The organism is Mycobacterium simulans, assembly GCF_900232995.1.
Classification (GTDB): Bacteria; Actinomycetota; Actinomycetes; order Mycobacteriales; family Mycobacteriaceae; genus Mycobacterium; species Mycobacterium simulans.
In genome coordinates, this window is sequence record NZ_OCVX01000003.1 from 3,012,898 (window position 1) to 3,032,766 (window position 19,869).

The 19,869-nt window shown below is 65.1% G+C and carries 11 protein-coding genes and 1 pseudogene; 11 read left to right on the plus strand and 1 reads right to left on the minus strand.

Going from position 1 to position 19,869, the window contains the following annotated elements:
- Positions 1-53: 53 nt before the first annotated feature.
- The 4 genes from MSIMFI_RS14540 to MSIMFI_RS14555 are packed head-to-tail and all read left to right on the plus strand — an operon-like array spanning position 54 to position 6,134.
- A complete protein-coding gene (locus tag MSIMFI_RS14540) occupies positions 54-764 on the plus strand; it encodes a TetR/AcrR family transcriptional regulator (protein ID WP_191497716.1) in 711 nt (236 codons plus the stop codon).
- The gene (locus MSIMFI_RS14545; RefSeq protein WP_191497717.1) at positions 764-3,340 is read left to right on the plus strand and encodes an ABC transporter ATP-binding protein/permease; all 2,577 of its coding nucleotides are present in this window, start codon (positions 764-766) and stop codon (positions 3,338-3,340) included. The genes MSIMFI_RS14540 and MSIMFI_RS14545 overlap by 1 nt, the downstream gene beginning before the upstream one ends.
- Positions 3,337-5,076: an ABC transporter ATP-binding protein gene (locus MSIMFI_RS14550; protein WP_191497718.1), complete on the plus strand. Its 1,740-nt coding sequence runs from the start codon at positions 3,337-3,339 to the stop codon at positions 5,074-5,076. Before MSIMFI_RS14545 ends, MSIMFI_RS14550 begins: the two co-directional genes overlap by 4 nt.
- Positions 5,055-6,134 (plus strand): phosphotransferase family protein, encoded by a 1,080-nt coding sequence (locus MSIMFI_RS14555; RefSeq protein WP_191497719.1) that lies wholly within the window; start codon positions 5,055-5,057, stop codon positions 6,132-6,134. Before MSIMFI_RS14550 ends, MSIMFI_RS14555 begins: the two co-directional genes overlap by 22 nt.
- Positions 6,135-6,140: 6 nt before the next feature.
- On the opposite strand, the gene MSIMFI_RS14560 is transcribed toward MSIMFI_RS14555, so the two are convergent.
- On the minus strand, positions 6,141-7,313 hold the full coding sequence (locus MSIMFI_RS14560) for an acyl-CoA dehydrogenase family protein (protein WP_191497720.1): 1,173 nt from the start codon (positions 7,311-7,313) through the stop codon (positions 6,141-6,143).
- 90 nt (positions 7,314-7,403) lie between these two features.
- Here MSIMFI_RS14560 and fabG point away from each other — a divergent pair, with 90 nt between their 5' ends.
- The 7 genes and pseudogenes from fabG to MSIMFI_RS14595 all read left to right on the plus strand — a co-directional run.
- Positions 7,404-8,144, plus strand: coding sequence for a 3-oxoacyl-ACP reductase FabG (gene fabG, locus MSIMFI_RS14565; RefSeq protein ID WP_191497721.1), 741 nt, complete (start codon positions 7,404-7,406; stop codon positions 8,142-8,144).
- A complete protein-coding gene (locus MSIMFI_RS14570; protein ID WP_191497722.1) occupies positions 8,141-9,352 on the plus strand; it encodes an acetyl-CoA C-acetyltransferase in 1,212 nt (403 codons plus the stop codon). Before fabG ends, MSIMFI_RS14570 begins: the two co-directional genes overlap by 4 nt.
- 2 nt (positions 9,353-9,354) lie before the next feature.
- Positions 9,355-10,554 carry a CoA transferase gene (locus MSIMFI_RS14575; RefSeq protein ID WP_191497723.1) on the plus strand — a complete coding sequence of 400 codons (1,200 nt, stop codon included), beginning with the start codon at positions 9,355-9,357 and terminating at the stop codon, positions 10,552-10,554.
- Positions 10,551-11,744, plus strand: coding sequence for an acyl-CoA dehydrogenase family protein (locus tag MSIMFI_RS14580; RefSeq protein ID WP_191497724.1), 1,194 nt, complete (start codon positions 10,551-10,553; stop codon positions 11,742-11,744). The genes MSIMFI_RS14575 and MSIMFI_RS14580 overlap by 4 nt, the downstream gene beginning before the upstream one ends.
- 4 nt (positions 11,745-11,748) lie before the next feature.
- Positions 11,749-12,438, plus strand: coding sequence for a GntR family transcriptional regulator (locus MSIMFI_RS14585; protein WP_191497725.1), 690 nt, complete (start codon positions 11,749-11,751; stop codon positions 12,436-12,438).
- Positions 12,439-12,524: 86 nt separating this feature from the next.
- Complete coding sequence (locus MSIMFI_RS29270; protein WP_191497726.1) at positions 12,525-13,835, plus strand: PE family protein; 1,311 nt, start codon at positions 12,525-12,527, stop codon at positions 13,833-13,835.
- 54 nt (positions 13,836-13,889) lie between these two features.
- Positions 13,890-19,781: pseudogene (locus MSIMFI_RS14595) on the plus strand (amino acid adenylation domain-containing protein); the annotation flags it as partial.
- Positions 19,782-19,869 lie beyond the last annotated feature (88 nt).

The following is a 19,869-nucleotide window of genomic DNA, read 5'->3' on the forward strand; positions in this document are numbered from 1 at the left end:
TAAGGTAACCCTTAGTTTGTGGGGGTAACTTACTAGCTTAGGTGCGCTGCCAGATGAAAACCATGACGTCACGTCCCGGTGGGCGACCGCCGCTGATCGCTGTTGACGACATCGTCCGGGTGGGTCGCGAGCTGGGTATGCGACGGCTGAGCGTCAACGCCGTCGCGACGCAACTCGGCGTATCGGCGACTGCTCTGTACCGGCATGTCGAAAGCCGTTGGGAACTTGAGCGTTTGGTCGGTGAAAGTCTGCTCGCCGAACTCGAGCTGAGCGAGGACCCCGCGGAAGATGTTGAACGACACCTGCTTTCGTTTGGACTGCAGCTGTGGCACTTCGCCGTTGATCATCCTGGCCTCGCGGCGTATCTACAGGTCTTGTTCCCACGTGGTGATGCCGGCGTGCGGCTGTTGGTAGCCGAGGTCGAGGCGCTGAGGCGCCGCGGTTATTCCGCGGACGCCGCCATGGTGTTGAGTAGCGCGGTCGCCACGCTGGCGATCAGTCTGGCCGCTCGAGAGGAGAGCAACACCAGCGCAACCGGCGGTGAGCAGGCCCAGGGCTTCGCTGCGGAGCGCAATGCCGTCGCACACCGGTTGGCCAGTAACGCACAGCTGGGTGCGGCCCACGTCGCGTTGCCGCAGCTGTCGAGTTCAGAGTTCGTGCGGCTGTTGTTGGCCGCTTCGATCCGGGGTCTGGTCGGGGAAATTCCGCCGGGTCGCCCGATCTTAGAAGTCGTGGCGGCGCACGCCACGGGAGAGGACCGTTGATGGCACGCGGCTTGCAGGGCGCGATAATGCGGGGTTACGGAGCGCGCGACCACACGGCAACGGTGATCGAAACCTTCCGGATCGCACCGCATTTCGTGCGGATAAGGATGATGTCGCCGACGCTGTTCGAGGACGCCGAGACCGAGCCTGCGGCCTGGCTGCGGTTCTGGTTCCCCGACCCTAAGGGGTCCAATACCGAATTCCAGCGTGCCTACACGATTTCCGAAGCAGACCCCGCATCCGGTCGCTTTGCGGTCGACGTTGTGTTGCATGACCCGGCGGGTCCGGCCTCGTTGTGGGCGCGCACGGTCAAACCCGGCGCGACCATCGCGGTCATGGCACTGATGGGCTCGTCGCGGTTCAGCGCGCCCGAGGAGCAGCCGGCCGGCTACCTGCTCATCGGAGACTCGGCATCGATCCCGGGGATGAACGGGATCATCGGAACGGTCCCAGACGATATCCCGATCGAGATGTATCTCGAGCAACACGACGACAACGACACGCTGATCCCCATCGCGCACCATCCCCGGCTGCGGGTCCATTGGATCAGCCGGCGCGACGAGAAATCACTGGCTGATGCGATCGAGAGCCGGGATTGGTCGAATTGGTATGCCTGGGTGACGCCCGAGGCGACAACGCTCAAGAACGTCCGAAAGCGGCTGCGTGATGTGTTCGGGTTCCCCAAGTCCGAGGTACACGCGCAGGCGTATTGGAGCGCGGGCCGCGAGATGGGCACCCGCCGCGGGGGCGAACCGGAAGCTGCCCAGCCGGTGGCCCAACAACCTACGGTCGCGCCGCCTTCCCGCGGCAGTTGGCGCACCCAGGCCGCCGGCCGGTTACTCGCGCCGCTGCGCCCGGCGCTGATCCTCTCCGGGGGGCTGCAGGCGGTAATTACGCTGGTGCAGCTGGCGCCATTCGTGCTGCTGGTGGAGTTGGCGCGGCTGCTGCTATCGGGCGCCGACGAGTCGCGGCTTTGGGACGTCGGAATAGCCGCCGTTTCGCTGCTGGGCCTGGGTACTCTGCTGGGCGCCGTCCTGACCTTCTGGCTGCACGTCGTCGACGCGCGGTTCGCGCGGGGGTTGCGTTCGCGGCTGTTGGGCAAGATGTCCGGGCTGCCGCTGGGGTGGTTCACCGACCGCGGGTCGGGATCCATTAAGCAACTCGTGCAAGACGACACGCTGTCGCTGCACTATCTGGTTACTCATGCGATTCCGGACGCGGTCAACGCGGTCGTTGCGCCGGTGGCGGTGCTGGTCTACCTGTTCGTCGTCGACTGGCGGGTAGCGCTCGTCTTGTTCGGCCCGGGGCTGGGGTATCTGGGGGTGATGTCGACGCTGGCGGTTCAGTCCGCTTCACGTGTCGTTCAAGCTCAGCGCTGGGCCGAGAAGATGAACGGAGAGGCCGGCGCCTACCTGGAGGGCCAGCCGGTGATTCGCGTTTTCGGCGGCGCGGCGGCGTCGACCTTCCGGCGCCGCCTGGACGAGTACATCGGTTTCCTGGTCGCCTGGCAACGCCCCCTCGCCGGAAAGAAAACTGTGATGGATCTGGCCACCCGGCCCACGACGTTCCTGTGGCTGATCGCGGTGACCGGCACCTTGTTCGTCGTCACACACCGGATGGACCCGGTAAACCTGCTGCCATTCTTGTTGTTGGGCACCACATTCGGTGTCCGACTGCTCGGCATCGGCTACGGAGTCGGTGGCAGCCGCGCCGGGATGTTAGCCGCGCGTCGACTCCAAAACGCACTCGACGAGCCCGAACTCGCCGTGCGGGAACCGACGAACTTAGCGGCGGCTCAGGACTCGCCGGCGACGGTGGTGTTCGACCGGGTCAGCTTCGGCTACCGCCCAGGGGTGCCGGTAATCCGGGAGGTGTCGCTGGAGCTGCGGCCGGGCACGGTTACCGCGCTCGTCGGCCCCTCCGGGTCGGGCAAGTCGACGCTGGCCGCTCTGCTGGCTCGGTTTCACGATGTCGAGCAAGGAGCGATACGTGTTGGGGGGCAAGACATTCGGTCCATGACCGCTGACGAGCTCTACACGCGGGTCGGTTTCGTGCTGCAGGAGACCCAGCTCGTGCACGGGACCGTCGCCGAGAACATCGCGCTGGCAGTCCCCGACGCCACCAGCGAACAAGTGCAGGCCGCCGCCCGCGAGGCGCAAATACACGAACGGGTGCTGCGGCTGCCGAACGGCTACGACACCGTGCTGGGCGCCAACACCGCACTATCGGGTGGCGAACAGCAACGCTTGACCATCGCCCGCGCGATCCTCGCCGACACCCCGGTTCTCATCCTCGACGAAGCCACCGCCTTCGCTGACCCGGAATCGGAATACCTTGTGCAGCAAGCGCTTAACCGACTGACCCGAGATCGCACCGTGCTGATGATCGCTCATCGACTGCACACCATCACACGAGCGGACCAAATCGTGGTGCTCGATCATGGCCGGATCACCGAACGCGGTACCCACGACGAATTGCTCGCCGCCGATGGACGGTATCGCCGGCTATGGGAAACCGGCCAGCAGCCGGGCCAGGGCGATCCGCTGGCCATCGCGGCCCGGGAGGGTGCACGATGATCCGCACCTGGATAGGGCTGGTGCCGGAAGACCGCCGCCCCAAGGTGATTGCCTATGCAGTGTTGGCGTTCGTCTCCGTGGTGGTGCGTGCGGTAGGCACGGTCTTGCTTGTGCCACTGGTGGGGTCGTTGTTCAGCGACACACCGCAACAGGCGTTGGTGTGGCTGGGCTGGCTCACCGCCGCGACCGTGACGGGGTGGGCGATCGACACCATCACGGCGCGAATCGGTTTCGAACTTGGTTTTGCCGTGCTCGACCACACCCAGCACCACGTGGCCGACCGGCTTCCCGGTGTTCGGCTGGACTGGTTCACCGCCGACAACACCGCGACATCCCGGCAGGCGATCGCGGCAACCGGGCCGGAACTCGTCGGTCTGGTGGTCAACTTGCTGACGCCCCTGACCTCGGCGATCCTGCTGCCCGCCGTCATTGCGCTGGCGCTGTTGCCGATCTCCTGGCAGCTCGGGGTGGCCGCGCTGACCGGCGTGCCGTTGCTGCTGGGGGCGCTATGGGCATCGGCACGTTGCACGCGTCGCGCCGACAAAGTGGCCGATGAAGCTAACACCGCGCTCACCGAGCGGATCATCGAGTTCGCCCGGACCCAGCAGGCGTTGCGCGCCGCGCGTCGCGTCGAGCCTGCGCGAAGTCTGGCGGGCTCCGCGCTCGCCACACAGCACGGCGCGACAATGCGCTTGCTGCTCATGCAGATTCCGGGCCAGCTGTTGTTCACTCTGGCCAGCCAGCTGGCTCTCATCGCGCTGGCGGGCGCCACCACCGCGCTGACGGTGACGGGCACGCTCACGGTGGCGGAGGCGATCGCGCTGATCGTTGTGATGGCCCGCTACTTGGAGCCATTCACCACCGTCAGCGAACTCGCACCTGCGCTGGAAAGCATCCGCGCCACACTCGACCGCATCCGTTCTGTGCTCGGTGCACCGGTCATGCTGGCCGGAGTGGGTGCGTTGCGCGACGGCGCCGCGGCACCCCGTATCGAGTTCGATGATGTTGCGTTCGGTTATGACGACGCAAGTGGTTTGGTGCTCGACGGGGTCAGCTTTTCGTTGCAGCCGGGAACGACGACGGCGATCGTCGGGCCCTCCGGCTCCGGCAAGAGCACCATCCTGGCGCTAATCGCCGGACTGCACGAGCCGACCCGCGGCCGTGTTCTCATCGACGGGATCGACGCCGCCACACTGGATGTCGACCGCCGGCGGGCGGTCAGCAGCGTCGTGTTCCAGCATCCCTATCTGTTCCACGGGACAATCCGCGACAACGTGTGCGCGGGGGATCTCGACGCCGGCGACGACCGATTTGCCCAAGCTGTTCGGCTGGCACGAGTTGACGACCTTGTCGACAGGCTGCCCGACGGCTTCGACACGATCGTCGGCGAAGCCGGCGCGGCGCTGTCCGGCGGCGAGCGGCAACGGGTCAGCATCGCGCGCGCCCTGCTGAAACCGGCGCCGGTATTGCTGGTCGACGAGGCGACCAGTGCCCTGGACAACGAGAATGAGGTCGCGGTCGTCGATGCGCTCACCGTGGATCCGCAATCGCGCACCCGGGTGATCGTCGCCCATCGATTGGCCAGCATTCGCCACGCTGACCGCGTGCTCTTTGTCGACGATGGCCGGGTGGTCGAGGACGGTGCGATCGACGAGTTGCTCACCGCAAGTGGGCGTTTCGCTGAATTCTGGCGGCAGCAGCGTGACGCTGCCGAGTGGCGGATCGGCGCAGTGTGATTCCCCGATATCCCGGTGATGTGACCCCCGAGTGGTTGTCGGCGGTGCTCAGTGAACCGGGCGCATCCGTCGAGGTTTCCGACGCCGACGTCGTCGCCATCGGCACCGGGCAGACCGGCGCCACCTACCGGGTGACGGCCAGGTACCAGACAAACCCGGATGGTTTGCCGCCAACCTTCGTGATCAAACTGCCGGCCCAGGATGACACGGTGCGCGGCCGGGTCGCGATCGGCTACCGAAGTGAGTGCGCGTTTTACACGTCCATCGTTGACCGGGTCCGGGTACCGACACCGAGGTGTTTCTACAGCGGGATCACCGAGGACGCAATGGACTTCGCCCTGCTGCTGGCCGATCAGGCGCCCGCGGTGCAGGGCGATCAGATCGCGGGCTGCGGCGAACGGGAGGCCCGGTTGGCGGTGACCGCGTTGGCCGGTTTACACGGACCCGGCTGGTGTGATCCGTTCTGGCTGGACCTGCCGGACATCGCGTTTCAGCGTCCGGACGAGGCGTCCGCCCAGGGCCTCGGCGAGGTCGCGCGAATGAGCGCCGACATCACCCTGGACAAGCTTGGTGACCGGCTCAGTGCCGAGGATCGTGAGACCTTCAGTGCGGCAATGGGTCTGGTGGCGCCGTGGTTACTCACCGAGCGGGACCGATTCGCCCTGCTGCACGGCGATTATCGGCTCGACAACCTGTTGTTCGATCCCGCCCTCGCGTGGGTGAGCGTGGTGGATTGGCAAACCATCAGCGTCGGCCTTCCGGCGAGGGATCTCGCGTACTTCACGGCCACCAGCCTGAATTCCGAATTGCGCGCCGCCATCGAGGAAGACCTCGTCGGCGAGTATTACCAAGCCCTAACCGGTTACGGCGTCAGTGACTACGACCGCGAAACGTGCTGGCGTGACTACCGGCTCGGAATGCCGCACGTCCTCCTGATCTCGGCGCTGGGATTTGCATTCGCCACGGCCACCGAACGTGGCGACGATATGGTGGTGACCATGCTGCGCCGGGGTTGTCAGGCGATCCGTGATCTGGGAACGCTCGAACTGATCGGCTAAGTTAGGTCATCGCTGTGCCGCCCGAACCAGGTTGGACCCGATGATCAGCTGCTGTATTTCGCTGGTGCCTTCATACAGCCGCAGCAAGCGCACGTCGCGGTAGATGCGTTCGACCGGAACGCCACGCATGTATCCGCTGCCACCGTGAATCTGAACCGCGAGATCGGCTACTTTGCCGGCCATTTCGGTGCAGAAGAGCTTGGCCGCCGATGGCGCGATCCGACGGTCTTCGCCCGTTACCCACAGCCGTGCGGTTTCGCGAACCAGCGCGCGCCCGGCCAGCACGCCGGTCTGCTGGTCGGCCAGCATCGCCTGCACCAACTGAAAATCGCCGATCGGCGTGCCACCCTGTGTGGCGGTGGCGGCGTATGCCACCGACTCGTCCAGAGCGCGCTGGGCGGCGCCCACGGCGATCGCGGCTATGTGGACTCGTCCGCGTGCCAACGACGTCATTGCCGCTCGGTAGCCGATGTCTTCGTCGCCACCGATCAGCGCGGCGCCGTCGACGCGGACATCGGCGAAACTGACGTCGGCGGTCCACGCGCCTTCCTGGCCCATTTTGGCGTCCTTGGCGCCGATGTCAACTCCCGCCGCGTCCGCGGGAACGAGGAAGACGGCGATGCCAGGACCTCGGTCGTCGGCGGGCCGAGTGCGCGCGAAGACGACGAACAGATCGGCGACGGGCGCGTTGGTGATAAACCGCTTCTGCCCGGAAATCACCCAATGACCGTCAACGCGAACGGCTTTGGTGCGTAGGCCGGCCGGGTTTGATCCGGCGCCGGGCTCGGTCAACGCGAAGGAGGCGACGACGTCGCCGGATGCCATGGGCTCCAGCCAGCGGGCCTTTTGCTCGTCCGTGCCGAACCCGACGAGTACCTGCCCGGCGATGCCGTTGTTGGTGCCGAACATCGACCGCAGCGCCAGGGAGGTGTAGCCGAGCTCCATGGCCAACTCGACGTCTTGCACCAGGTTCAGGCCGAGGCCGCCCCACTCCTGCGGAATCGCATAGCCGAACAGCCCCATTGCCTTGGCGTGGTCGCGCAGGTCATCGGGCACCCGGTCGTCGTCAAGGATTTCCTGCTCGCGGGGGATCACGGCGGTGCGCACGAAGTGGTGGGTCTGGGCCAGGATCTCCTGAAAGTCCTCGTCAGACACCTCGGGGAGATCGGCAGTGCTCATCGGCGGACGCTCCTTTCGGAGCAAGATCCTATATGAAATATGATATTCGAACGACGGTGCCCATCTGGGCCAAGACAGTGAGGGAGACCGGTGTCGTTGCTGAGTGGTCAAACAGCGGTGGTTACGGGCGGTGCCCAAGGTCTCGGTTTTGCTATCGCGGAGCGGTTTATCGCCGAGGGTGCACGGGTGGTGCTCGGTGATGTGAACCTCGAAGCGACCCAGGCCGCGGCCAAGCAACTCGGTGGCGACGAAGTGGCGCTGGCCGTGCGATGCGACGTGACTCAGGCGGACGAGGTCGAGGCACTCATCCGGACCGCCGTGGAGCGATTCGGCGGGCTGGACATCATGGTCAACAACGCCGGGATCACCCGCGACGCGACGATGCGCAAGATGACCGAAGGGCAGTTCGATCAGGTCATCGACGTACACCTGAAAGGGACGTGGAACGGCACCCGACTGGCGGCGGCGATCATGCGGGAGCAAAAGCGGGGCGCGATCGTCAACATGTCGTCGGTGTCGGGGAAGGTCGGCATGGTCGGCCAGACAAACTATTCGGCGGCCAAGGCGGGAATAGTCGGAATGACCAAGGCCGCGGCCAAAGAGCTTGCCTACCTTGGTGTTCGGGTCAACGCGATCGCTCCCGGGCTGATTCGCTCCGCGATGACAGAAGCTATGCCGCAACGCATTTGGGACCAGAAGGTCGCCGAGGTTCCGATGGGCCGGGCCGGTGAGCCCAGCGAGGTCGCCAGCGTCGCGTTGTTCCTGGCGTCCGATCTGTCCTCGTACATGACCGGCACCGTCATGGACGTCACCGGCGGCCGGCACATATGAGTAGCGCCGTCATTTGTGAGCCCGTACGGACGCCAATCGGCCGCTATGGCGGAATGTTCAAGTCGCAGAACGCCGTTGATCTCGGCGTCGCCGCGTTGAAAGGATTGCTTGAGCGAACCGGGATCGCGCCTGACGCTGTGCAGGACGTCATTCTCGGACACTGCTATCCCAGCAGTGAGGCGCCCGCGATCGGTCGTGTGGTGGCGTTGGACGCCGGCCTGCCGGTGACGGTTCCCGGTATGCAGGTCGACCGTCGCTGCGGTTCGGGCCTGCAGGCGGTGATCCAAGCGTGTCTGCAGGTGAGTAGCGGCGACAACGATCTGGTCATCGCCGGTGGTTGTGAAAGCATGAGCAATGTCGTGTTCTATTCCACCGATATGCGCTGGGGCGGTGGTCGATCCGGCGTCCGGGTGCACGACGGGCTGACGCGCGGCCGCACCACGGCCGGCGGCCGGCATTACCCGGTGCCGGGCGGGATGCTGGAGACCGCCGAGAATTTGCGCCGTCAGTACGGCATTTCCCGCCGGGAGCAAGATGAGCTCGCGGTCACTTCGCACCAGCGCGCGGTGGCCGCGCAGCAGGCCGGCATCCTGACCCAGGAGATCGTCCCAGTTGCGATACGAACCCGCCAGGGCGAGGAATTGATTGACACCGACGAACATCCCCGCGCCGACGCATCGGTGGAATCTTTAGCAAAGCTCAAACCCGTTCTGGGCAAAGATGATCCTGAAGCAACCGTTACGGCCGGCAACTCCAGCGGGCAGAACGACGCCGCGTCCATGTGTGTCGTGACCACCCCGGAGAAGGCCGCCGAGTATGGCCTGACGCCGTTGGTCCGGTTGGTGTCGTGGGGGCAGGCGGGTGTGGCGCCCAACATCATGGGCATCGGTCCGGTGCCCGCGACCGAGGTCGCGCTCGCCAAGGCCGGCCTAAGCCTACGCGACATGGACGTCATCGAACTCAACGAAGCCTTTGCCGCCCAGGCGCTTGCGGTGATGCGCGAGTGGAAATTCGGCGGCGCCGACCGCGACCGGACCAACGTGCACGGCTCCGGAATCTCGCTGGGTCACCCGGTCGGAGCGACCGGCGGGAGAATGCTGGCCACCCTGGCGCGCGAGCTCGACCGCCGCCAGGCCCGCTACGGCTTGGAGACCATGTGCATCGGCGGCGGCCAGGGCCTTGCCGCGGTCTTCGAGCGGGTCAGCTGATCATGCTGCCGCTGAACGGGGTCCGCGTTGTCGAGGTGTCCAGCTTCGTCGCCGCGCCGCTGTGCGGCATGACCCTGAGTCAGCTTGGCGCACAGGTGATCCGCGTCGATCCGATCGGCGGGGCCTCCGATATCCACCGTTGGCCGCTGGCGGCAACCGGTACCTCGATCTACTGGACCGGACTTAACAAGGGAAAGCGGTCGGTCGCTATCGATCTGCGTTCGGCCGAAGGCCAGGAGCTGGTGCAGCGGCTGATCACCGAGGGCGATGGCATCGTCGTGACCAACGCCTCCGGCCTGACTTGGCTGCGACACGAGCTGCTGGCGGCCAAGCGGCCGGACGTGATCCACGTGCAGTTGCTGGGGCGTGGCAATGGTTCCACCGGAGTTGATTACACCGTGAACGCGGCAACCGGATTTCCGCTCATCACCGGTCCGGTCAACCATGCCGGACCGGTAAACCACGCGCTGCCGGCCTGGGACGTGTGCTGCGGGCTGTATGCCGCGCTCGCCGTTGTCGCCGCGGTCCGTCGCCGTGACCGGTCCGGGGTGGGGGCGAGTATCAGCCTGGCGCTCGAAGATGTCGCCCTGGCCATGGCGGGCAATCTGGGATTGTTGACCGAGCCCCAGGTGAATGGGACGCAACGTCAGCGTGTGGGCAACGCCATCTACGGACAGTACGGCCAGGACTTCACCAGTCGCGATGGGGTCGCATTCATGGTTGTGGCATTGACTGGGAGGCACTTTCGCGACCTGATCGACGTGACCGGCACCGGGCCCGCGGTGTCGGCGCTCGCGGATGCGTTGGGCGTGGACTTCGGCGCCGAGGGCGACCGCTACCGCTACCGAGACGCGCTCTCCGGCCTGTTCGCAACCTGGTTCGCCGACCACACGGCCGAGGAGATCGTTGCGGCCCTGTCGGACACTACGGTGCTATTTGAGCGGTATCGAAGCTTCGCGGAAGTGGTCGAAGATCCGCGGGTGACCGCCAATCCGCTGTTCTCCCAATTGCACCAACCAGGTGTCGGTAATTATCTGGCACCTGGCCTCCCGATCGCGTTCGAAGGGGTGTACCCCGCCGGCGCGCACGCGCCCGCCCTGGGCCAGGACACCGCCGATGTCCTCACCGAGTACCTGGGTCTGACTACCGCCGACGTCGCACGGCTCACGAGCGCCAACATGATAGGGAAAGACGGCCCATGACGAAACTGGCTCAAACACTCGGCCTCACCGAATTTCAGACCGAGATCATTGCCACGGTAAGACAATTCGTCGAAAAAGAAGTGATTCCCAACGCGCCGAAACTCGAACGCGGCGATACCTACCCGCACGACATCGTCGACCAGATGCGCGACATGGGCCTGTTCGGCCTGATGATCCCGCAGGAGTACGGCGGACTAGGGGAGTCGCTGCTGACCTACGCGCTGTGTGTCGAGGAGCTGGCGCGCGGCTGGATGAGTGTGTCTGGGGTGCTCAATACCCACTTCATCGTCGCCTACATGCTGCGCCAGCACGGCACCGACGCACAGAAACAGCGCTTCCTACCGCGGATGGCCACCGGCGAGTCTCGTGGCGCGTTCTCAATGTCGGAGCCGGAACTGGGCTCCGATGTCGCCGCGATCCGCACCCGGGCTCGACGCGATCCCGAGGGCACCTACACCATCGACGGTCAAAAGATGTGGCTGACCAATGGCGCCACTTCCACGCTGGTGGCCGTGCTGGTGCGCACCGACGAAGGTGCGGAGAGGTCGCACCGCAACCTGACCGCCTTCCTTGTCGAAAAACCGGTCGGTTTTGGCGAAGTCGCGCCGGGGCTAATGATCCCAGGCAAGATCGACAAGCTGGGCTATAAGGGCATCGAGACCACCGAACTCATCTTCGACGGCTACCGCGCCAGCGCCGACGACATTCTCGGCGGCACGCCCGGGCAGGGCTTCGTCCAGATGATGGACGGGATCGAAGTTGGCCGGGTCAACGTGTCGGCGAGAGCCTGTGGGGTTGGCATCCGCGCCTTCGAGCTCGCCGTGCGCTATGCCCAGCAACGTCACACTTTCGGCAAGCCAATCGCGGAGCACCAAGCCATCGCATTCCAGCTGGCCGAGATGGCGACCAAAGTCGAAGCGGCGCACCTGATGATGGTCAACGCCGCACGACTCAAGGACTCCGGAGAACGTAACGACCTCGCCGCCGGCATGGCGAAATACCTGGCCAGCGAATACTGCTCCGAAGTTACCCAGCAGAGCTTTCGGATCCATGGCGGATACGGCTACTCGAAGGAATATGAGATCGAGCGGCTGATGCGCGATGCGCCGTTCCTGCTCATCGGTGAGGGTACCAGCGAGATCCAGAAGTCCATCATCAGCAAGCGGCTGCTCGCCGAGTATCGGGTCTGACGCGATGACCGTTCCCGATTTCGCTGCGCGGCCCCAACTTTCGGAAGATGTCGCGCGCTTTGTGCGAAAGAGGATCTTCGACGGCACATACGCTGGCGGAAAGTACATTCGTCTGGACCAATTGGCCGCCGAATTGGGGATCAGCGTGACACCGGTTCGCGAGGCGCTGTTCGCTCTGCGCGCCGAAGGTCTGGTCGCCCAACAGCCACGTAGAGGCTTTGTGGTGTTGCCGCTAACCGAACGCGACCTGGCCGACGTCGCCAACGTGCAGGCTCACGTCGGCGGGGAGCTGGCAGCACGGGCCGCGATCAATATCAGCGACGCCCAGTTGCGTGAACTCAACGAGATCCAGGCTCAGCTCGAGAAGGCCTATGCCGCCGATGACGACGAACGGACGGTCCGGCTGAATCACGCCTTCCACCGGGCGATCAATATTGCGGCGAACTCGCCCAAACTCGCGCAGTTGATGTCGCAGATCACCCGCTACGCACCGGAATCGGTGTTTCCCACCATCGCGCATTGGCCCCGCCAGGCGGTGAAGGACCATCGACGGGTGTTGGCCGCCTTGAAGAAGCGCGACGACAAGCTCGCCCGCGCCGCGATGTCGGAACACCTGTCCGCCAGCGCAATTCCGTTGATCGACCACCTCATCGCCCATGGCGTGGTTGTGGAAGCGAGCCGTCCGGTTTCTTGAAGCGGTACCCGCCGATGCGCCGATTGCCAGTCAACGCGTCTGGGTTAGGTCACAATGGCAAGCACAAACTTCCCGGGAGGTGTCAGATGTCGTATGTGCTCGCGGCGCCGGAGATGGTGGTGGCGGCGGCTTCGGATTTGGCCGGTATCGGTTCGGCGATCAGCGTGGCCAACGCGGCGTCGGCCGCCCGGACAACGGGGATTCTGGCGGCGGCAGCTGATGAGGTGTCGACGGGCATCGCGGCGCTGTTCGGCGCGCATGCCCGCGCATACCAGGCACTCAGCGCGCAGGCGGCGACGTATCACGGCCAATTCGTGGCGGCCCTCGCCTCGGGTGCCGGCGCGTATGTGGCCGCCGAGGCCGCCAACACCGCACCGATGCAGCAGGCACTGAACGCGGTCAACGTACCCGCCGAGGCGATATTCGGACGTCCGCTGATCGGCAACGGCACCAACGGCGCGCCCGGCACCGGGCAATCCGGCGGGCCTGGAGGGTTGCTGTGGGGCAACGGCGGCAACGGCGGCAGCGGCGGAGCCGCCGGAACTGCGGGCGGGGCCGGCGGGGCCGGCGGCCACGGCGGCGCCGTGGGGTTGATCGGTAACGGCGGAGTCGGCGGGGCCGGCGGCAACGGCCTCGCCGGTGCTACTGCCGGCGGCCACGGAGGTCACGGTGGCACCGGCGGCGCCGGCGGCAACGGCGGCGCCGCGGGCCTGCTAACCGGCGTCGGCGGGACCGGTGGCGTGGGCGGAGTTGGCGGGTCCGGCGCACACGGGCTAGACGCTCCTTTCCTCAGCGGCGCGTCCGGCGGTGACGGCGGCAACGGCGGGGCGGGCGGGACCGGTGGCAACGGCGGGACCGGCGGACTGTTCGGCATCGGTGGGGTTGGTGGAGCCGGTGGGGCGGCCGGAGCCCCCGGCGACGGCGGCAACGGCGCGATATCGGCAGCCGTTGGCGGTAACGGTGGCAACGGTGGCAACGGCGGCAACCCCGGCGCGGGTGGCGCCGGCGGGATCGGCGGTGCGGGCTTGATCACGGGCGCGACCGGTGCGGCCGGCTTCACACCCCATAGCGGCGGCAACGGCGGCAACGGCGCCGAAGGCAACCCTGGCATTTTGTTGGGCCACCACGGCGGGGCTGGCGGTCGCGGCGGCAACGGCGGTCTGGTCGGCAACGGGGGGGCCGGCGGCGAAGGCGGGGACGGCGGCCTCGGCTCGGCCGGAACAACCGGTAAGGCCGGCCAGGACGGCGGGGGCGGGGGGGGGGGGGGGGGGGGGGGGGGGGGGGGGGGGGCGCGGGGGGGGGGGGGGGGGGGGGGGGGGGGGGGGGGGGGGGGGGGGGGGGGGGGGGGGGGGGGGGGGGGGGGGGGGGGGGGGCGGGGGGGGGGGCGGGGCGCGTGAACACAGCGGGGGGCGCCACGCGGACCGACGCCAGGCGTGGTTGTCGGGGGTCGGTATCGCACTGGGGATGTGGTGCGTTGGGGTAGTGAGGGGCAATTGCATTATGTCGGGCGTGCTGATGAGCAAGTCAAAATCCGCGGCTATCGCATCGAACTGGGCGAGGTAGCCGCGGCGCTGTCGGGCCTCGACGGTGTCGATCAAGCCGTGGTGATCGCTCGCGAAGACCGTCCCGGCGACAAGCGTCTGGTGGGTTATGTCACCGGAACCGCGCAGACCGCTGCCTTGCGGGCAGCATTGGTTGACCGACTGCCTTCCTACATGGTGCCCGCGGCGGTGGTCAGTGTGGACGCGATCCCGCTGACCCTTAACGGCAAACTCGACACTCGCGCTCTACCGGCCCCCGAGTACGGCCAGGTCGACCAGTATCGGGCCCCTAGCACCCCCACCGAAGAAATCCTGGCCAACATCTACGCCCAAGTGTTGGGACTGCAACGCGTCGGGGTCGAGGACTCCTTCTTCGACCTAGGCGGCGACAGCATTTTGTCGGTCCAAGTGGTTGCGCGAGCACGCGCGGCAGGAGTGGTGTGTAACCCGCGGGACATCTTCATCGAACAAACCGTGGCGGGGGTGGCCCGGGTAGCGTGCAGCGACGCTGGTGGCGAAACCTGTATTGAGGATGATGCGACCGACGGTGAGGGCGAGGTCGCCGCGACACCAATCATGCGTTGGCTGCAATGCGTTGACGGGTCGGCCGAGCGTTTCAGTCAAATGGTGATATTGCAGGCCCCAAGGCGGGTGACCGACGCCGACGTAGTGGTCTTGCTGCAGGCCCTGCTGGATCGCCACGCCATGCTGCGGTTGCGGGTCGACGACGATGCCGCCGGCGGCTGGTCGTTGTGGGTGCCCGGGTCGGGTTCCGTAGATGCACGCAGTTGTCTGCACCAGGCGAAGGTGTTGTCCGATGAGACCCTGGCAGCGGCCCGATCCCGGCTGAATCCGGCTGCTGGGGCGATGGTGAGCGCGCTGTGGGTTGTCCCCACCACCCAGTTGGTGCTGATCATCCATCGTTTGGCTGTCGACGCGGCGTCGTGGCGCATCCTGCTGGATGACATAAACACCGCCTGGGACCAACATCGCCGCGGGCAACAGGTGCTGTTGCAGACGCGAGGGACATCGTTTCGCCGGTGGGCGCAACTGCTGGGCGAGCACGCGCACCGCTTGGAGATCGTGAGCCAGGCCGCCGCGTGGAAACAGCTAGCGGCGGTTGCGCCCGCGCTGCCCGCAATACAGCCGGCCGTGGATACGTCTGCCACTGCCGGGCACCTGTCGGTATCCCTGGATGCGGAGACGACCGCCATGCTCTTGGGTGAGGTGCCGACGGCATTTCACGCCAGTGTGCAAGACCTCCTGCTCATCGCTTTTGGGCTGGCGTGGACGGAGTTCTTGGGTAATGGCGGCAAACCAATCACCATCGAGGTGGAAAGCCACGGGCGCCAGGAGGACCTGGCCCCCGGAATCGATCTGTCGCATACGGTGGGATCGTTTACGGCCAAATATCCGGTGTCATTGGCGGTCGACCAGCTCAGCTGGCGGCAGGTGGCAGCAGGCGATGCTGCCCTGGGCGCGGTCCTCAAAGGCGCAAAAGAACAGCTTCGGGCGCTTCCCGATGCTTTGACCTATGGCTTGCTGCGCTATCTGAACCCTGGCGTCGACCTGACTGGTGCAGACCCAACGATCAGCCTCAGCTATCTCGGGCGCCTAGGCTCACTAGCGGGGCAGACTTCCGTTGGCGACGACACCTGGCGAATCTCCGGTTGGGACTTCTTAACGACCGACAATGGTCCCGCCGGTTTGCCGATGTCTCTGACGCACACGGTTGCACTCAACGTCGCCACCATCGACACCAATAACGGCCCGCAACTGCGCGCCAACTGGATGTGGGCGTCGTCGGCATTCGATCACGCCCAGATTGCCCAAGTTAGCCAGCTATGGTTCGAGGCCCTGGGCGGTATCTGCGCGCATGTCCGCGCGGGCGGGGGTGGCTTGACCCCCTCCGATATTTTGCCCGCCCGGTTGGGCCAGCGGCAGATAGACGAACTTATCCAGCAGTACCAGATCGCTGATGTTTTGCCGCTGACTCCGCTACAACAAGGCCTACTCTTCCACGCCAGTATCGCGCCGGACTGTAACGATTTGTATGCGGTACAGGTCGACATAACCGTCACCGGTCCGCTTGACCATCACCGCCTGCTTGTTGCGGTGCACACAGTGGTTAACCGGCATCCACACCTGGCGGCCCGGTTCATCTATGAGCACCTCGACGAGCCAGTGCAGATCATTCCGGCCGATCCCGTCGTGCCCTGGCGGTATATCGATCTTCGCGGTAGCGAGGTCGACGTCGAGGAGCAAATCCAGCGGTTGAGTGCCGCTGAACGCGCCGCGGTCGCCGATGTCGCCGGTAACTGTCCTTTCCGGATCGCGCTGATTCACATCGCAGAGGATCATCACCGGTTAATCCACACCCATCACCACATCGTGCTCGATGGCTGGTCCGTGCCGATCCTGTTGCAGGAGATATTCGCCAGCTACTGTGGGCAGCCGTTGCCTGCGGTCGGATCGTATCGCAGGTTTCTCTCCTGGCTGGCCGACCGCGACGTCGTCGCCGCCCACGAGGCCTGGCGCGAGGTGTTCGCCGACTTTGACACGCCGACCTTGATCGGCTCGCCGAACCAGTTGCGGCCAGGCGGCCGGGACGTGCAATTGCTTCGGCTACCCGCTGCCGTCACGCGGGCCATTACCCAGCTGGCGCGCTCATGCCACACCACTGTCAGCACCGTCTTGCAGGGCGCGTGGGCGCAGTTGCTGACCGTGCTGACCGGTCACCGCGACGTCGTGTTCGGCACCGTGGACGCCAACAGGCCAGCGGAGTTGCCTGGCGTGGAATCGATGATGGGCCTGTTCATTAACACCGTGCCGGTACGGGCGCGCATCAGCGCGACGACCACCACCACGGACCTGCTGCACCAACTGCAGAGCACGCACAACCACACCCTCGAGCACCACCACCTGGCTCTGAGCGCCATTCATCGCATCACCGGTCACGACCCCTTGTTCGACACCCTTTTCGTCTACCAAAATTTCCCGATCGACATCTCAGCGACCCTGGGTGACCGGGAGCTGGCCATCAGCGATATCGCCAGCCGCGAAAGCACCCATTACCCGCTTGCGATTCAAGCCGTGCCAGGTGATGAACTGGGCCTGCGGGTGGAATTCGACACAGACGTCTTCGACGCCGTCGGCATCCACACCTTGACCACTCGGCTGCAGCGGGTGCTCGAAGTGATGACAGCCGATCCAACACGTCCGTTGGCGACGGTGGATCTGCTCGACGCCGATGAACGGGCCTGCCTCGATGAGTGGGGTAATCGCGTGGCGCTGACCGCTAACTCTCGCGCGGCGGCCTCGATACCTGAACTATTCGCAGCTCAAGTCATCCACGCGCCCGAAGCAGTGGCGCTGACTGGGGCGGGTGCGTCGTTGACATACCGTCAACTCGACACGGCCGCCAACCAACTCGCTCACCTATTGACCAGCCGTGGAGTGGGCCCCGGTGACATTGTGGCGCTACTGCTTGAGCGTTCCGTCCAAGCCATCGTTGCCATGGTGGCGGTGCTAAAGACCAGGGCGGCCTACCTGCCTATCGACCCCGCCCAACCCGACAGCCGGATCGCCTTCATGATCAAAGACGCAGCACCGGCAGCAGCGCTGACCACCAGCACTCTCAGCGGCCGGCTGGCCGGGCATGACCTTGCGATCATCGATGTCAACGACCCCATACTCGCCAGCCAACCCGACACCGTGCTGCCGTACCCAGGTGTCGATGAGCTGGCCTACATCCTCTACACCTCCGGAACCTCTGGTGCCCCCAAAGGCGTCGGCATCACCCACCACAACGTCACCCAACTGTTCGCATCGGCGACCTCATTCACGCCAGCACCTGGACAGGTTTGGTCCCAATATCACTCCCATGCCTTCGACGTTTCGGTGTGGGAAATCTGGGCCCCACTACTACACGGTGGGCGCCTGGTAGTGGTACCCGAACCAGTACTGCGCTTGCCGGACGAATTCCACGCCCTGCTTGTCTCCGAACAAGTCACAGTCCTAAATCAAACCCCCTCAGCTGTGGGGGAGTTGTCATCACAAGGTTTAGATTCGGTCGCCTTGGTGGTTGCCGGGGAGGCCTGCCCCACCGAAGTGGTCGACCGGTGGGCACCTGGGCGGGTCATGATCAACGCCTACGGCCCCACCGAGACCACGGTGTATGCGGCGATGAGCGGGCCGTTGACGGCGAACTCCGGGGTACCGCCGATCGGTGTGCCACTATCGGGCGCAGCGCTGTTTGTTTTGGATGCCTGGCTTCGGCCGGTGCCCGTCGGGGTCGCTGGTGAGTTGTATGTGGCAGGCACCGGGGTCGGAGTCGGATACGTCCGCCGGCCTGGGTTGACCGCGTCCCGGTTCGTGGCCTGCCCCTTCGGGGACACCGGCGCCCGAATGTATCGCACCGGCGATGTGGTGCGCTGGAGTGCCGAAGGACAACTGCACTATGTCGGACGTGCCGACGAACAAGTCAAAATCCGCGGATACCGCATCGAATTGGGCGAAGTAACCGCCGCACTATCAGCCCTCGACGGCGTCGACCAAGCCGTCGTTATAGCCCGCCAAGACCGTCCCGGCGACAAACGCCTCGTGGGTTACATCACCGGAACCGCCGACCCGACAAGCCTGCGCACCCAATTAGCCACCCAGCTACCGCACTACATGATCCCCGCTGCGGTAGTGGGCCTGGTCGCAATCCCGTTGACCCTCAACGGCAAACTCAACACCTGCGCCTTACCCGCCCCCGAATACGGCCACACCGACGGCTACCGCCCCCCGAGCACCCCCACCGAGGAAATCCTGGCCACCATCTATGCCCAGGTATGCGGCATCGACCGAGTAGGCATCGACGACTCCTTCTTCGACTTAGGTGGGGACTCCCTGCAAGCGATGCGTCTGATCGCTGCGATCAACACCACCCTAGACACCCACCTATCTGTGCGCACCTTGCTCGAGGCGCCTACGGTCGGCGGTTTGAGTCAACGGCTTGCTGAGGATGCCAATTCCGCGCGAAAGACCCCCGTTGAGATCTTAAAGCCCGGTTCCGGCACGCCACTGTTCTGCGTCCATCCAGCAGGCGGCGTAATTTGGCCCTATTTGACTCTAGGAAATTACCTGGACTGCCCGATCGTTGGCATTCAACAATTCCCACAGCCCGACGAAGCCGCGCCCGTGTCAATTCGCAGCATGGCAAGCAGTTATGCGGATGAAATCCAGGCGCTCTACCCGGCTGGGCCCTACAACCTGCTCGGCTGGTCGTTTGGAGGGGTCGTCGCGCAGCAACTCGCCGTAGAGCTTCGTCGACGTGGATGCGCAGTGCCCCGCGTCGTACTTTTGGACACCGTACTCGCCGCAAGTAGCATATTCCCGGTTAGCGACCGGGCTCTTGGCGAGAGTGAAATACTGGAAGAAATCTTGCGCTCCGTTAGCGTAGATATTCCCGAGCAGTCTGACCCGCTCACCTATGAGCAGGTAGAACAATTAATTCAGGAGCGAGAGGCCGAGGAGGAGTTTCCCTTTCCAGCGAAACAGCTCCTCCGATTGTTGGTGCAGAACTACAGATTGCTATATTGGTCAGACCACGTGCCCGATGTATTTGATGGCGATATGGCGATATTCTGTGCGGCACGAGATGAGAGCGATCGGAGTGCATTTCTTCTGCGGATTTGGCAGCCGTACGTTACCGGCGACATTACGACGTACTCGGTCGACTGCACGCATGAAGAAATGCTGTCCCAGGAATCACTCAGCAAGTACGGCGATCGACTCAAGCTTTTAATGGAAGGGTGAGCTGGTTAGCTCGTATCTAGGTCCACCGTCAAAACGCAACAGGGCCGCGGGCGTAAGAAGATAAGCCGCCTATAAACGTAGAGACGAG

Excerpts from the sequence above, each read along its gene's own strand:
- MSIMFI_RS14540 (WP_191497716.1), top strand. The coding sequence starts at position 54 with ATGAAAACCATGACGTCACGTCCCGGTGGGCGACCGCCGCTGATCGCT.
- MSIMFI_RS14545 (WP_191497717.1), top strand. The coding sequence starts at position 764 with ATGGCACGCGGCTTGCAGGGCGCGATAATGCGGGGTTACGGAGCGCGC.
- MSIMFI_RS14550 (WP_191497718.1), top strand. The coding sequence starts at position 3,337 with ATGATCCGCACCTGGATAGGGCTGGTGCCGGAAGACCGCCGCCCCAAG.
- MSIMFI_RS14560 (WP_191497720.1), bottom strand. The coding sequence starts at position 7,313 with ATGAGCACTGCCGATCTCCCCGAGGTGTCTGACGAGGACTTTCAGGAG.
- MSIMFI_RS14570 (WP_191497722.1), top strand. The coding sequence starts at position 8,141 with ATGAGTAGCGCCGTCATTTGTGAGCCCGTACGGACGCCAATCGGCCGC.
- MSIMFI_RS14575 (WP_191497723.1), top strand. The coding sequence starts at position 9,355 with ATGCTGCCGCTGAACGGGGTCCGCGTTGTCGAGGTGTCCAGCTTCGTC.
- MSIMFI_RS14580 (WP_191497724.1), top strand. The coding sequence starts at position 10,551 with ATGACGAAACTGGCTCAAACACTCGGCCTCACCGAATTTCAGACCGAG.
- MSIMFI_RS14585 (WP_191497725.1), top strand. The coding sequence starts at position 11,749 with ATGACCGTTCCCGATTTCGCTGCGCGGCCCCAACTTTCGGAAGATGTC.
- MSIMFI_RS29270 (WP_191497726.1), top strand. The coding sequence starts at position 12,525 with ATGTCGTATGTGCTCGCGGCGCCGGAGATGGTGGTGGCGGCGGCTTCG.